Here is a 13649-nt window from a genome sequence, read left to right as displayed (position 1 = left end):
AGCGCGGGCGGGGGGGGCTGGCTATGGCGACACGATCAGCCGGATGGGCTATGACCTGCATGCGCTGGGGGATGGCTCTGCGGCAGCCTTCGAGGCGATGCTGCTGGCGATGCTGGACGCGGCACCGGAGCGCGCGCTGACGTTTCAGGCGCTGACCATGGTCCAGGCGACGACGTTTTCGGCCGGGTTCCTGGTCCGGGTGCTGGAACTGCTGCGCCCGCAGATCACCGACGCGGAATCGCGCGGCGCGCTGCTGAACAACCTCGCGGGCCATCTCTCGGACCTTGGCCGCCGGGAGGCCGCGCTGGAGGCCGCAGAAGAGGCCGTGGCGCTTTACCGTGACCTCGCCGCCGCGCGGCCGGAGGCCTTCACGCCCAACCTGGCCGGATCGCTGAACAACCTCGCGAGCTTCCTCTCGGCGCTCGGCCGCCGGGAGGAGGCGCTGGGTGCCGCCGAGGAGGCCGTGGCGCTCTACCGCGACCTCGCCGCCGCGCGGCCGGAGGCCTTCACGCCGGATCTGGCCACGTCGCTGAACAACCTCGCGGCCTTCCTCTCGGGCCTCGGCCGCCGGGAGGAGGCGCTGGAGGCCGCAGAAGAGGCCGTGGCGCTCTACCGAGACCTCGCCGCCGCGCGGCCGGAGGCCTTCACGCCGGACCTGGCCAGATCGCTGAACACCCTCGCGAACCGTCTCTCGGCTCTCGGGCGCCGGGAGGACGCGCTGGGTGCCGCCGAAGAGGCCGTGGCGCTCTACCGCGACCTCGCCGCCGCGCGGCCGGAGGCCTTCACGCCGGACCTGGCCGGATCGCTGAACAATCTCGCGAGCGTCCTCTCGGGTCTTGGCCGCCGGGAGGAGGCGCTGGAGGCCGCAGAAGAGGCCGTGGTGCTCTACCGCGACCTCGTGGCCGCGCGGCCGGAGGCCTTCACGCCGGACCTGGCCATGTCGCTGAACACCCTCGCGAACCGTCTCTCGGCTCTCGGGCGCCGGGAGGACGCGCTGGGTGCCGCCGAAGAAGCCGTGGCGCTCTACCGCGACCTCGCCGCCGCGCTGCCGCAGGCCTTCACGCCGGACCTGGCCGGATCGCTGAACAACCTCGCGAGCTTCCTCTCGAACCTCGGGCGCCGGGAGGAGGCGCTGGGGGCCGCTGAAGAGGCGGTGGTGCTCTACCGCGACCTCGTGGCCGCGCGGCCGGAGGCCTTCACGCCCAACCTGGCCATGTCCATCAGCGTTCTGTCGGACATGCACCGCGATCTTGGCGACCATGCCCGCTGCCGGGAGGCGTGCCTTGAGGCCGCAGCCCTGCTGGCGCCCTTCACGGCCCGGCATCCGGATGCGCATGGTGGGCTCTTCGGGCAAATCCTGAAAGATTACGCCGCCGCCTGCGCCGCCCTCGGCGAAGCGCCGGACATGGGTCGTCTCGCCCCGCTTCTCGCCGAGGCGGGCGTGGCGCCAGCGAACCAGAGCAGGACAGGAGTTGAACCATGACAGCCCCGGACAGTGAAATCATCACACGCAGATGTCGCTCAAGATGAAACTTTCCAATGTCTGGACCTGACATTCGCAATCCACCGGCACTCGGCGTTGCAGACCGAGCCAGCGCAACGGTCGTTCACGCCGAACATTTCGCGTCATAGGGCGCTCTGCCAACGAATTGGCTTGGAGAAAACGCGCACCCACGCTCTGAATACGGTCGCAACGCTCGAGATGTGGTGCACTTAGTTCTCTCTCGTTGACTGTTCTGCGCCGGACCTCATGCAAATGTCGGCCGTGGCCCTCTCAAAGATCGAGGCCACGGGGAGCATGATGACGGAGATCAGCCCTGAGAGCCTGAACCGGCCGCTTTGCCAAGCTGCGCGAGCATCCCAAGCATCATGTCTGCCATTGGACCGTCTACAGCGTCTTCGAGCCCGGCGACGAAGGACAGGATGGCAGCGTTGTCATTTTCGCGGCGAAGCTGCACCAGGGCTTCAAGACAGGCGCGGGCGGTTTGGTCAGAGATATGATCGAGCATGGTTTTCCTCAGATTGTTGTTTCAGTCAGTCGCTGAGAACGGCCGTGTGGAAATACACGGCCCCTCCATCGTGACAAGGATATCGGTGCGTCCGGTAAGACTCGGAACAAACCTCTCGCATGGCTTTTTTCAGGGTCGCTGTGCGACAACCAGAACGCCAAGGATCCCCAAGGCAGGGCAAGCCCTGCGGGGCCAAATCCGGAACGACAACATACGGTCTTGCTCTGATCTTTGCGCAACTCTGATAACTCGTGAAATCCGGGTGCGGCGCGCGCTGATGCCATGCGCGAGGTGATCGATCACCATCAGGTGTACGGGCCGGGCTGGATCGGCTGAAACATCCTCCATGCGCAGACAGAAATAGCGGCTTTCGCGGTCGCAGGTCTTTGGTGCGGTCAACGCCAGCCCGGCAAGGACCATCGCCACAAGTCCTGTGGCCATGGCGATAGCTCGCCCCCGTGCGCGCCCCAGCCAGAGGAAAAGGAACCCCGTAGCGACGTACACACCCGTGACCACACCCAGTGTCGCGGACGATCCGAGCCAGGAGATGAACACAAAGCCAGCGAGCAACGTGCCCGCGATTGCGCCTATGGCGCCAGAGGCGAACATCGCGCCAAGCGCGGGGCCGGTTCTGTGCGCGGTCGTGACAGCGATCTGCGCAAGTACCGGTGCAGGCACCCCGGCAAAGAAGGAAGGCAGGAAGAACACCAGCGCCGTCAGCCCGGTGATGGCGCATTCCGACGCCGGTGGGAGCAGGAGCCATCCACCCCATCCGCTTCTCCGCGCGGCATCGCAGCATGAAACGTCGCCGGATCAAGTCATAAGGCTGAGTTTACAAAGGGTGCTATCTGCGCTTCGCGGTCGTTCGCCTTGGCGTTGCAAAGGTTCGCCCGCCATGTACATTGCAGTTTCTATTGACCGAGGCCGATTGACGGCGGAAGCGACCTCTTCCAGCCTGAAGTATTTTTCCCTGAAAATTTTGGACTGCATCTCGACGAGCGCAATTGCTCGAGATGAGACATGTCCGATCAGATACGATCACTCCTTGCCAGCTTGCCGGTTTGGCTCCCGAAGCATTCCTGAGGCTGCTGCACCCCGCCGACGCGCGTGGATTGCCGAACCTCTTTGTAAAAGACCTCTGCCCTGGGGGCTCAGGAGATGGCTGCCCGGAATCCACCGACCCAACCGCGACGAGAGTCGGCAGCGCCGAAGAATTTTGCCTGCATCTCCCCAGCTGGCTCGACTGCTCAAGCTATGTGACGCTCAACAGGTTTTGGGGACGACGCCGTGGCGACAAGCTGGCCGCTCTCAATGCGCTTTACCTCGATCTCGACTTTCACACACACTCAAGCTGGCGAGGTCAATCCGCAGAGGACGTGCGCGACGCCATTTCCGCCAGGCTGCAAATGCAAGGCATTGTCTTGCCGTCAATCTGCATCAGCACAGGGCGCGGACTCGCCCTGATCTGGCTCATCGATGAGATGCCAGCAAAAGCTCTGCCGCGGTGGCAAGCGGCTATGGATGCGCTCATCGAGTTTGGTCGGCCTTTTGGAGCTGACGCTGCTTGTCGGGACGCCGTGCGCGTGTTTCGCCTGCCTGGAACATTAAACGAAAAATCAGGGCGAGAGGTCCGCGTCATCGGCGGGACGGGCCTTAGGGTTGCCTTTAGTCCCCTCGCTGATCAGATCTTTGGTGCCGTCGGGAGACCAACGCGAAAAGAGCTTCTGTCCAGGAAAAAGAACAAGCAGCCGCGTCGCAACGCGTCTGGCCAGGCAATGCCGCAAGGTCTCTCTGCGCGGCAACGTTTCGGTTTGATCTTCCAGGACCTGCAAAAAATCCGCGACCATTATTATGGCTCAATCCCCGTCGGTATGCGCAACAACTGGCTGCACCTCTGCGCGACGGCCCTGGCGCATAGTCGTCCCGACGTTGATCTGGAGGCCGAACTGCTTGATCTCGCCCGGCAATCGACGCCCGGCCTGTCGCAGCGCGAGGTCCTGTCTGTCGCCCGCCATGCCGTTCGGCAAAACCGCCCGGGACAGGAACGTCGATATTACTATCGCGGCTCCACAATCGCCGACATGCTGGGCGTAACCGATCAGATGGCGCAAGCGCTCAACCTGGAGCAGGCGATTTCCGATGTGGAGCGCCGCCGTCGCAAGCTTGCCGCGCAATGCGCAAAGCGCCGGGTTGCCGGGGCAAAACCGCGCGCGGAGTACGAGGAAAACTCCCTGGAAAGATCTGCGCCCTGGAGGGCGTACGGATTTTCGCGCGCCACCTATTTTCGGCGCCGCAAAGCCGGCACGCTGCCCGCCTGTCCAAACACCTGCGCGCAAGGCATACCGTATTCACCGAGACATGATTGACGAGTATCTGAAATGCCCAGACCAAGGAAGCCGACCCGCGTCCTCATGGACCCCAAATCAGGCGACTGGCGCATCTTCAAATCCGATGGCACCCGCCGCCGTCTCGGGCTACGAGGCCAAGCTGATCTCGAAGCTGCGAACCAAGCGCTTGCAGATGAACTGATCCTCGAGAGGCTCGGATCAGCCGCGCCGCGCCCAACGGATTCGACGCCAGTCATGGATCTGGTCTATCGCTACGCTGAGGCCAAGGCAGACTCCGTAGCGAAACCGCAGCTCCTGGCCGATGCTATAGAGGCGCTGTCGCCGTTTTGGACGGGTAAGACGGCAGCGCAAATCAATCGTATCTCATGTGCAGAATACACTAAGTGGCGGATGAACGGAGGTTTGCGAAAGCAACACCTAAAAACACGCGCCACATCCATGTCGAAGGCAATTATTTCACAGTCGACGGCGCGTCGCGACCTGACGACACTTAGAGCTGCAGTAAAGTTCGCCCAGGCCGACGGCATTCTGCTCGGCTCAATGCCAACCGTTGTGCTCCCAAACGAAACACCTCCGAAAGACAGGTCACTGACGCGAGATGAAGCAGCGAAAATCTTGCGGGAACTGTGGCGAGGCGCGCCAAGTACGGCCCGGGATGGAACCAAGCACCGATCTCCCGGTAGGACGAAGCATGCAGCGAGGTTGTTTCTTCTGCTGCTCTACACTGGATCTCGATTTGCAACCGTAGCGAAGACGACGAGGAAAAAGCGTGAAGATAACCCATGGGTCGATATGCAAAATGAAATTTGGTATCGGCGTGGTTCGCGTGAGCAGATTACCAAAAAGAGGCGCGAGCCACATAGGGTCCCTGACAAGATTATGTCGGCGCTCAAACGATGGAATCGCCTCTTTCCTGGTCAGGTTTATCTTGTCGAGCATCCGAGAAGGCCGGGCCATCCAGTTGGCGATATAGGCCAAGCGCTCGATGGAGCATGCAAGCGCTTGGGGATTGAGCGGATCACTCCGCACGGGCTGAAACACACTGCGATCACTCTCTACATTTCAGGCGGCGGTGACCCCATGCTTGCGGCTGAGTATTTTAGCACGACATACGAGACCATCAAAGCGAACTACCTCCATTTGCACCCGGACTTCCAAGAGGACGCGTTGGCAAAGATTGCTCAGCTTGGCAAGCGCCCGGAACGAAACGGAACAAAATACCGCAAAATGACACAAAATGATGACAATATAAGAACCTCAAAGCCTTGTTTTTAAACGTATAAGTAAAAACACCATCTCGCTCCTAAGGGGCAGGTTGCAGGTTCGAATCCTGCCGGGATCACCAGTCAGACATTCTGCCAAAGAAAGCCAATGTCTGCGCAAAAGCAAGCAATAGCCTGCGCAAGGCAATGCCCAAGATGCCAGAAGAATCGAGTTTTATCTTTTTATTTCAGGCATTTGAGGTTTGTTTCAGCCGGTCGAAGACTTTGCCTGTACCGGCCTCTTTTGCGCCGATTTGACAGGCAGATCGATTTCCTTTCACTGAGTGGCACCAAGGTTCCGGAACCTTTCATCCCTCGTCTTTCAGGCCTGGCCGGCCCGAGAGCACCGCCGCGGCGTTGGTCCGGCGCCTTGAAAGGACTCCGCCATGACTCGTGCGACCTCCACGATCCCGTTCAGCACAATCAAATTCATCGACAACATCCCGCGCCTGTCTGATCTGACCGAACGGCTCACGCAGAAGCTCCGCGAGATCCGAATGGAGCTGAACCAGCGTGAACCTGACAGGATGACCGCGGGAAGAGCGCAGAGCAGATATGATCTAATCACCGACGTCGATACCATCAGGATCAAGCGTAGGGCCATGCGGTATCTTGAGCGCCTGCACAACTCGACAGGTACTCAGCATCTGCCTCAGCGCGACGAGGCGTTATTGACGCCTTTGCGCGGTGGTCTGCCGGTTGCCCGGATCGTGACCGAACATGAGGCGGACGAGATCGCGGCCGCGCTGCACGCAGAGATGCCCTGGATGGCCCCGGCAACGGAAGTCGTCTGGCATGGCCTGAGAGCTTCCGCCCGTAGAGGGCTGCTCGGCCTACGTTTCGATCCACTTGTGCTGGTCGGATCCCCTGGGATCGGCAAGAGCTACTGGGCGCGCCGCCTTGCGCATCATCTCGAGGTGCCCACCACCTCCATCGATGCCACGGGTGAGTCGGCGGCCTTCTCCCTGGGCGGCGCGCAACGTGGCTGGGGTAGTGCGAGCCCCGGCAAGCTGATGCAGACCGCCCTGCGCGAGCGGCATGCCGGGCCCATCGTGATCATCGACGAGGTGGAGAAATCCGGAGATGTCCAGTCGAACCAGGGATCGCGTCATACGCTGACCGATGCCTTGCTACCGCTTCTGGAGCGTATGACAGCCGAAACCTGGGAATGTCCTTACTATCAAATCCGTTGCGGCATGTCCTGGGTGAACTGGGTGATGACTGCCAACAGCCGGTGGGGGTTGCCCGCGCCTCTGATCAGTCGCTGCATCGTGCTCGATCTGCCGGATCTTACAGGATCGCAGCTGCGGATCTTTGTCGAGGCGCAGGGCACTGGACGGGGCCTGCCACGAGTAGCCATCGACGCCACGTCGGACGCAATCCAGCGGGCGATAGCTGCAGGTCGCACGCCGAGCTTGCGGACGGTCAGTCGAATGTTGGATCACGTCGAACTTCAAACGCACCGGCAGCTGCTACAATGATGCCAGCTGAGCACAAGCTGCGCCATGGTGTTCATGGCTGGAAGCCCTCCCGCTTGGCGCTTCATGGCCATCTTTCAGTGCTTCGAAATATTTCAAAAGCCCAGCTGTCAGACCGTTCCCAGCCGACATTACAATATCTGGGGGAAAGTGGTTAGAAAGCAAAGAAAGTATACCTCCGGTACACACCGCACAACGGCACGGGCATGCCCTTCGGGCCGGTGTCGACGTTGACGCTGACCTGATGACTCAGGATTTCTTCAACCGGCTGGTCGCGGCTGCGGCTTCGCGGTGGGGTCTGTTGATTGTGGTCACGAAGGGCGCGGTCGCGGCATCCCAAGACGCCGGCGCGGACACCCTGATCCGGGATCACTTCACGGACTGGTGGGTGGGCAAGACCATGGTTTCCCGGGTGGCTACGCCGTTCAGCCATAGTGATTACAGGACGCTGTACCGAAAAGATGATCCGTTCATGAAAGCCCTCGACGACTGATACCGGTCGTATCCGATGACCAAGACTTCATGGCCCGCCTCTTTGAGGTGGGCTTTTTCGTGCGCGAAGCCAGACGCGCGACGATGAAAAAGATCAAAAAAAACTTTGCGCAGACATTGGCTGTCGTTGGCAGTTTTTGTGTCCACGCCGCCATGGATCGCGTGGATGTCGGGGTGCTGAGGCTTATCCTGTCGGCCTCACATGACTTCGATCACGCCCTTGTCGATGGCGAGCATATAGCCCTTGCGCGTGATGTTCTTGACCAGAAGTTCGGTCACTAGCTGATTGCCCAGACCGTCGCGCAGGCGTTTGATCCGGGTTGCGCCGGCGGATTCGTCGCAATCGGGTTCGGGGCGGCCGGAAATCACCGCCTCGATCTGGGCGCCGGTCAGCATTTCGTCGTCCATCCGCGCCTCGGCCAGAACGGATATGGTTTCCATCATCGCCTCCGTCAGCTTGAACCCCATGGTGTTGAGATAGACGGTGTTTTCTTCGCGGTTGATGATCAGCGAACTGACCTGAATGCCCGAGCGTTCGATCTGGGCCATGCGGCGGTTCATCGTGACCAGCATCACCAGAAAGACCAGTGCGGCAACCATCAGCGCCGTGGCAAAGACCAGCAGCACGAAGATCACCATGCGGTAGCTTGCCAGCGTTTCGGCAAAGGCGGTGCCGCTTTGCGCGAGGATTTCGAGCAGCTTGATTTCGGCCTGAGCGGTGAGATCGTTGTTTTCCACGAACAGCCGTTCGACACGGGTGTTGAAAGCGTCGGCGTCCGGAAGGGTCAGCAGCAGCACGATGCCCGCCGCCAGCAGCAGCGCGACGATGGTGCCAATCCCAAGGGAGACGATGCGGGTGCCGGTGCGGCGCGCCTCAGAAGCGGAGGAAGTATTGTCCGGCACTGGCTTTCCTTTTGTTCAACCCGGTCTCGTCAAAGACCGAAACCACGCTGAGCAGGGTCCAGCCCTGACTGTCAAGACGGGGGGCCAGATCGGCCTTTGCGGCCTGGACCGTGCAGGCGCCGCGAATTTCCGCGACACCATAGTGCAGGCGCAGGGGGCCGTCCTGCTTGGCCTTGTAATCGGCATAGCAGGCCGCCTGCGCGGGTCCGGCAGTGACAAGCACCGGGACCAAAAGGGCAAGGAGGAGGGCAAGGGTTTTCATGTGGGCCACGCTGACGGGAAACTGGTGGATATTCAATAACCACGGGGGTTCTGCACGCTGATATTCGATAACAAGGGGGCGTTATTGCCTGACTTTGCAGGGGCGGGACAGGGTTGGTGCATCGACGCGGACCAATGATCGGTGCGTGACCATAAAGCCGTCGCGAGGCGGACAAGTATCAGACAGGAGATCCCCATGTCCCGCAAATTCATCATCACCGTCCTGGCCGCCGCTGTCGCCCTGACAGGGCTGACTGCCGCACCCGCCCGCGCCGAGACCAATGAAGCGCTGCTGCGCGCGCTGGGCATAGGAACGACCCTGCTGATCGTTGGTGCGGCGATCAAGAATGCGAAGGACCACGATGACGACAAAAAGAAGAAAAAGAAGGCCCGCCAAGTCGAACCGGAGCCGCGTCATGAATATGGGTATGTCGACCGCGACTTTTACAATGACCGCAACCGTTACGAAAACCGTGGTCGGTTCGGAAAGCATGGCCGTCAGGATTTCGGACGCGGTCGCGCGCCGCTGCCGTCAAGCTGCCTGATCAGTCCACGGGGCGGTGCGCAGGTGTTCGAGGCGCGCTGCCTGCAGCAACGCTATGACCAGAGCCGCAGCCTGCCGGACTACTGCCGTACCACGGCGCGCACCCGCCAAGGCAATGTGTCGGTATATGAGCCAAGCTGCCTGCGTCGCAGCGGATACGAGATCGCCCGCCGCTGAGTTTCAGGGTCGAGCAGAGGTGCGCGAAGGTCGCACCGGAGGCGCGCGGGACCTGCAAAAGGCCCGCGCGTCTTTTTTGCCTATGGGGTTTGGGCGCGCTGCCTTTCCGGCGACTCCGCCGGGAGATTCATGGGCAGGTGAAGCGGGGGCCTTTTGCGAGTGTGGTCCTGCCGAATGTGGGCGGGGGAGACCGGAAATATTCGTTTCTGCGCGATGCCGGGCAGGGCGGCGCTTGCAAGTTGTGCCGCCTGCGGTTTCAAGAGGGGATGATTGGACCTGATTACAGCTTTGAAGAAGAATTGCGCGCTGGCGGCGCGCTGCGTGTCGTTGGTGTGGACGAGGTGGGGCGCGGGCCGCTGGCTGGCCCGGTGCTGGCTTGTGCGGTCTGGCTGGACCCGGCCCGTATTCCCGAGGGGCTGAACGATTCAAAGAAACTGACAGCCCGGCGGCGCGAGGCGCTCTGTGCGCAGATCCTTGAGATGGCAGAGGTCGGGATGGGCGAGGCGAGCGTCGAGGAGATCGACGAGATAAACATCCTGCGGGCCAGTCACCTTGCGATGGAACGGGCGATTGCCGCGCTGGGTGCCCAGCCGGATCATGTGCTTGTCGATGGCAATCTTATTCCCCGGGGCCTGACGCTGCCTGCGACGGCGGTGATCGGGGGCGACGGGCGGTCGGTTTCGATTGCGGCAGCGTCGATCGTGGCAAAAACAGCACGCGACCGGCTGATGTGGGATTTGGCGCAACACTATCCGGGCTATGGATGGGAAACGAACATGGGATATCCGTCGAAAAAGCACAGAGATGCGCTCCGAGATATGGGGGTGACCCCTCATCATAGACGTTCGTTCAAGCCGGTCCACAATATCTTGTATCAAGGGGAATAGTTAACCCACTGATTCAAAAAACAAATTGACGCCGATTCGCCAATGAATCATCCTTTACCCAACCAAATGAGCGCAACAATGCGCCGGGTATAGAGGCAGAGACATGACGAAAATGACCAAGATCACCAAGGCACCCGTGCTACCACTGAACACCATTCTGGATGGTGACTGCATCGAAGTGATGAACAGTCTGCCGGAGGCATCGGTGGATCTGATCTTTGCCGACCCGCCCTATAACCTGCAATTGAAGGGTGATCTGCACCGGCCGGACAATTCGCTTGTCGATGCGGTGGACGATCACTGGGACCAGTTTTCGAGCTTTGCAGTCTATGACAAGTTCACCAAGGCCTGGCTCAAGGCGGCGCGTCGTCTGCTGAAGCCGAATGGCGCGATCTGGGTGATCGGATCCTATCACAACATTTTCCGCGTCGGGTCTGCGTTGCAGGACGAAGGCTACTGGATCCTGAACGATGTGGTCTGGCGCAAGGCGAACCCGATGCCGAATTTTCGCGGCAAGCGGTTCACCAATGCGCATGAGACGATGATCTGGGCATCCAAGGGCGAGGGCGGCAAATACACCTTCAACTACGAGGCGCTGAAGTCGCTGAACGAAGGCATCCAGATGCGCAGCGACTGGGTGCTGCCGATCTGCAATGGCGGTGAGCGTCTGAAGGATGCCAACGGCGACAAGGCACACCCGACGCAAAAGCCCGAGGGGCTGCTGCACCGGGTGCTGGTCGGGTCGACCAATCCCGGCGACGTTGTGCTGGATCCGTTCTTTGGCACCGGGACCACGGGCGCCGTGGCCAAGATGCTGGGACGAGACTGGATCGGGATCGAACGCGAGGCCGCCTATCGCGAGGTTGCGACGCGCCGCATCGCCGATGTGCGCAAGTTCGACAAGGCCGCGCTGGAAGTTACCCGCGCCAAGCGGAGCGAGCCGCGTGTGCCGTTCGGCCAGTTGGTCGAGCGCGGGATGCTGCGTCCGGGAGAAGAGCTTTTCTCGATCGGGAACCGGCACAAGGCCAAGGTGCGGGCCGATGGCACGCTGATTGGCAATGACGTCAAGGGATCGATCCATCAGGTTGGCGCGCATCTTGAAAATGCGCCGTCCTGCAATGGCTGGACCTACTGGCATTTCAAGCGTGACGGAAAGGTGGTTCCGATCGACGTGTTGCGCCAGCAGATCCGCGCCGAGATGGAAGAGCGCCCGAACTGAGCCTGAGAGGCCGCAGTTCCGAAGTTTCAAAACACAACCCGAACACCGCCGCGCCTCGCCTTGTGCTGAGGTGCTGACTGGCCCCGCCTGTTCGCAGGCGGGGTTTTTTGTCTTTTGACGCGAAGGCTTAGCTTTGTGAAGTCAGCTTCGCATGCGCGGCCAGAAGGTCGGTGACCAGCAGGCCGTCGATGGTCATGCCGGTCATGTCCACATCGCTGATCGCCAAGTTGCGCAGCGAGGCGTCCGAAATTCGGGCGTCTTCCAGGCTCGCGTCGGTGATGGTGATCCGCGAAAGATTGACGTCATCAAAGACGGCTTCGGACAGGTTGATGTCGGTAAAACGGCTGCGGGCCATGTCGGCGCGGGAAAATCTGCTGTCCTGAAGGTCGGGGCGGTTTGAGGGGATGTCATTCATGGGACGCTCGCTGGCTGAAAACCGTAAAAGCATAGCATGGAGACGGAAATTGCGGTTGCTGAAACTTTCAGCTGAAACTTTCGGAAGGGGTGTGCGTTGGCTATGGGGAAGGACCGAATAGAGGCAGCATGACACGGCGACAGGCACTGAAATGGGTTCACTGGAGCATCGTGCCACTGCTGGTGTGGTTTCTGCTGGTGCGCCCCTCGGACGTGGCGCGGGTCGGGAGCTGGGCTGTGAAGCTGCATTTCGTGCTGGGCTTCGTCGTTGTCACCCTCGCGCTTGGCTGGACTGCGGATTATCTGCGGCGCGGGTTTGCCGGGCCTCCGGGGCCGAAACTGCCAGACTGGGGCAGGGTGTTGCATCGTACATTGCACAGAGCGCTGATCTGGGGGCTGTTCGCGGTGGCTGGCACCGGGTTCATGTTAGGTCTGAGCCTAGTTGCACAGCTTTGGACGAATGGGTTCGAGGCAGGTGCGACATCGCTGGGCATGCCAAGCTCGGACCGGTTGGTGGCGCAGGTGTATGCAATCGAGTTGGATCTGCTGATCATGATCGTCGGGCTGCATGTTGGCTTTCATGTCTGGCGCCACTTTGCTTTGCGGGACAAGGCATTGCACATCATGGCACCGCGCAAGTTACATCGGTTTCTCTGAGCCGCGCTTGACCCTTTCCCCCGGAGCGGGTCATGTGCGCGCAGGCAAACCGGGAGACACGATGGACCTGCGCGCGATACTCATGGGGCTGGCCTTTGCGGCGATGTGGTCCTCGGCCTTTACCTCGGCGCGGATCATCGTGGTGGCAGCGCCGCCGCTTTATGCACTGGCGCTGCGGTTTCTGTTTTCGGGGATTATTGCGGTGCTGATCGCCAAGGCGATGGGGCAAAGCTGGCACCTGAGCGGCAAGCAGTGGCGGTCCGTGGTGATCTTTGGCATTTGCCAGAACGCGCTTTACCTTGGTCTGAATTTTGTCGCGATGCAGACGGTGCAGGCGTCACTGGCGGCGATCATCGCATCGACTATGCCGCTGATGGTGGCGCTGGCGGGCTGGGTGCTGTTCCGCGACCGGCTGGGGCCGCTGGGGATCGTGGGCCTGTGTGTTGGGGTGCTGGGCGTTGTCCTGATCATGGGCGCGCGGATCAGCGGCGGTGTGGACCTCTATGGCCTGTCCCTGTGCATTCTGGGTGGCGTTGCGCTGGCCACGGCGACGCTGACGCTGCGCGGGACCACCTCCAAAGGCAATGTGATGATGGTGGTGGGATTGCAGATGCTGGTGGGGTCTGCGGCGTTGATCGGGCCGGCGGTGGCGTTTGAGAGTTTTGACGTGCAGTGGTCCTGGACGTTATTCTGGGCCTTCTGGTACACGACGCTGGTGCCGGGGGTTGTGGCGACGCTGGTCTGGTTCCTGCTGGTCGAACGGATCGGCGCGGTCAAGGCGGCGACCTTCCATTTCCTCAACCCGTTTTTCGGCGTCGCCATCGCGGCGGCCCTGCTGGGCGAGGCGCTGGGGATCTGGGATGTGGTCGGGGTCGTGGTGATCGCGCTGGGGATTCTTGCGGTGCAACTGTCAAAGCAGCGGGTTATCTGAGGCGTCGCCGGGGGGCGCGCTGCCCCTCGGCCTGCGTTGTTTCCAAGTTTCTTTTGGGTCCGATGAT

Annotated in this window: 15 protein-coding genes; 10 read left to right on the top strand and 5 right to left on the bottom strand. The window is 61.2% G+C overall.

Going from position 1 to position 13649, the window contains the following annotated elements; genetic code table 11:
• Positions 1–1483 (top strand): tetratricopeptide repeat protein (locus CHB75_RS09160; protein WP_141135097.1); only part of this gene is annotated, 1483 nt, incomplete at its 5' end.
• A gap of 328 nt (positions 1484–1811) precedes the next feature.
• On the opposite strand, the gene CHB75_RS09150 is transcribed toward CHB75_RS09160, so the two are convergent.
• On the bottom strand, positions 1812–2009 hold the full coding sequence (locus CHB75_RS09150) for a hypothetical protein (RefSeq protein ID WP_089270225.1): 198 nt from the start codon (positions 2007–2009) through the stop codon (positions 1812–1814).
• A 129-nt stretch (positions 2010–2138) separates the two neighbouring features.
• The gene (locus tag CHB75_RS09145) at positions 2139–2729 is read right to left on the bottom strand and encodes a fused MFS/spermidine synthase (RefSeq protein ID WP_281253191.1); all 591 of its coding nucleotides are present in this window, start codon (positions 2727–2729) and stop codon (positions 2139–2141) included.
• A 284-nt stretch (positions 2730–3013) separates the two neighbouring features.
• Between CHB75_RS09145 and CHB75_RS09140 the strand changes: the two genes are divergently transcribed.
• The 4 genes from CHB75_RS09140 (at position 3014) to CHB75_RS09125 (ending at position 7590) form a co-directional block, all read left to right on the top strand.
• The gene (locus CHB75_RS09140; protein WP_141135096.1) at positions 3014–4375 is read left to right on the top strand and encodes a hypothetical protein; all 1362 of its coding nucleotides are present in this window, start codon (positions 3014–3016) and stop codon (positions 4373–4375) included.
• Positions 4376–4591: 216 nt separating this feature from the next.
• Positions 4592–5632 (top strand): tyrosine-type recombinase/integrase, encoded by a 1041-nt coding sequence (locus CHB75_RS09135; RefSeq protein WP_141135095.1) that lies wholly within the window; start codon positions 4592–4594, stop codon positions 5630–5632.
• Between the two features lie 373 nt (positions 5633–6005).
• Positions 6006–7100, top strand: a complete 1095-nt coding sequence (locus tag CHB75_RS09130) for an AAA family ATPase (protein WP_089270221.1) — start codon at positions 6006–6008, stop codon at positions 7098–7100.
• A 241-nt stretch (positions 7101–7341) separates the two neighbouring features.
• Complete coding sequence (locus tag CHB75_RS09125) at positions 7342–7590, top strand: hypothetical protein (protein WP_089270220.1); 249 nt, start codon at positions 7342–7344, stop codon at positions 7588–7590.
• Positions 7591–7787: 197 nt separating this feature from the next.
• Here CHB75_RS09125 and CHB75_RS09120 read toward each other — a convergent pair whose 3' ends face one another.
• Together CHB75_RS09120 and CHB75_RS09115 are read right to left on the bottom strand one after the other, a co-directional pair.
• Positions 7788–8492 (bottom strand): hypothetical protein, encoded by a 705-nt coding sequence (locus tag CHB75_RS09120; protein WP_089270219.1) that lies wholly within the window; start codon positions 8490–8492, stop codon positions 7788–7790.
• Positions 8464–8754, bottom strand: a complete 291-nt coding sequence (locus tag CHB75_RS09115) for a hypothetical protein (RefSeq protein ID WP_089270218.1) — start codon at positions 8752–8754, stop codon at positions 8464–8466. The genes CHB75_RS09120 and CHB75_RS09115 overlap by 29 nt, the downstream gene beginning before the upstream one ends.
• Positions 8755–8949: 195 nt before the next feature.
• Between CHB75_RS09115 and CHB75_RS09110 the strand changes: the two genes are divergently transcribed.
• From CHB75_RS09110 to CHB75_RS09100, 3 genes are all read left to right on the top strand, one after another.
• Positions 8950–9474: a hypothetical protein gene (locus CHB75_RS09110; protein WP_089270217.1), complete on the top strand. Its 525-nt coding sequence runs from the start codon at positions 8950–8952 to the stop codon at positions 9472–9474.
• Positions 9475–9740: 266 nt separating this feature from the next.
• The gene (locus CHB75_RS09105) at positions 9741–10361 is read left to right on the top strand and encodes a ribonuclease HII (RefSeq protein ID WP_089270251.1); all 621 of its coding nucleotides are present in this window, start codon (positions 9741–9743) and stop codon (positions 10359–10361) included.
• Between the two features lie 103 nt (positions 10362–10464).
• Entirely contained in the window at positions 10465–11580 is a 1116-nt protein-coding gene (locus CHB75_RS09100) for a site-specific DNA-methyltransferase (RefSeq protein ID WP_281253189.1), read from the top strand.
• A 127-nt stretch (positions 11581–11707) separates the two neighbouring features.
• Here CHB75_RS09100 and CHB75_RS09095 read toward each other — a convergent pair whose 3' ends face one another.
• Positions 11708–11995 carry a pentapeptide repeat-containing protein gene (locus tag CHB75_RS09095; RefSeq protein WP_089270216.1) on the bottom strand — a complete coding sequence of 96 codons (288 nt, stop codon included), beginning with the start codon at positions 11993–11995 and terminating at the stop codon, positions 11708–11710.
• A 128-nt stretch (positions 11996–12123) separates the two neighbouring features.
• On the opposite strand from CHB75_RS09095, the gene CHB75_RS09090 reads away from it, so the two are divergent.
• Complete coding sequence (locus tag CHB75_RS09090; protein WP_176439096.1) at positions 12124–12651, top strand: cytochrome B; 528 nt, start codon at positions 12124–12126, stop codon at positions 12649–12651.
• Between the two features lie 61 nt (positions 12652–12712).
• Entirely contained in the window at positions 12713–13582 is an 870-nt protein-coding gene (locus CHB75_RS09085) for a DMT family transporter (protein ID WP_089270215.1), read from the top strand.
• The last annotated feature ends 67 nt before the right edge of the window (positions 13583–13649 follow it).

It is taken from the genome of Puniceibacterium sediminis, from assembly GCF_900188035.1.
Lineage (GTDB): Bacteria > Pseudomonadota > Alphaproteobacteria > Rhodobacterales > Rhodobacteraceae > Puniceibacterium > Puniceibacterium sediminis.
Note: the sequence above shows the minus strand (reverse complement) of the source record. Positions and strands in the feature narration are given on the sequence as shown.

Excerpts from the sequence above, each read along its gene's own strand:
- CHB75_RS09150 (WP_089270225.1), bottom strand. The coding sequence starts at position 2,009 with ATGCTCGATCATATCTCTGACCAAACCGCCCGCGCCTGTCTTGAAGCC.
- CHB75_RS09135 (WP_141135095.1), top strand. The coding sequence starts at position 4,592 with ATGGATCTGGTCTATCGCTACGCTGAGGCCAAGGCAGACTCCGTAGCG.
- CHB75_RS09130 (WP_089270221.1), top strand. The coding sequence starts at position 6,006 with ATGACTCGTGCGACCTCCACGATCCCGTTCAGCACAATCAAATTCATC.
- CHB75_RS09125 (WP_089270220.1), top strand. The coding sequence starts at position 7,342 with ATGACTCAGGATTTCTTCAACCGGCTGGTCGCGGCTGCGGCTTCGCGG.
- CHB75_RS09115 (WP_089270218.1), bottom strand. The coding sequence starts at position 8,754 with ATGAAAACCCTTGCCCTCCTCCTTGCCCTTTTGGTCCCGGTGCTTGTC.
- CHB75_RS09110 (WP_089270217.1), top strand. The coding sequence starts at position 8,950 with ATGTCCCGCAAATTCATCATCACCGTCCTGGCCGCCGCTGTCGCCCTG.
- CHB75_RS09105 (WP_089270251.1), top strand. The coding sequence starts at position 9,741 with ATGATTGGACCTGATTACAGCTTTGAAGAAGAATTGCGCGCTGGCGGC.
- CHB75_RS09100 (WP_281253189.1), top strand. The coding sequence starts at position 10,465 with ATGACGAAAATGACCAAGATCACCAAGGCACCCGTGCTACCACTGAAC.
- CHB75_RS09095 (WP_089270216.1), bottom strand. The coding sequence starts at position 11,995 with ATGAATGACATCCCCTCAAACCGCCCCGACCTTCAGGACAGCAGATTT.
- CHB75_RS09090 (WP_176439096.1), top strand. The coding sequence starts at position 12,124 with ATGACACGGCGACAGGCACTGAAATGGGTTCACTGGAGCATCGTGCCA.
- CHB75_RS09085 (WP_089270215.1), top strand. The coding sequence starts at position 12,713 with ATGGACCTGCGCGCGATACTCATGGGGCTGGCCTTTGCGGCGATGTGG.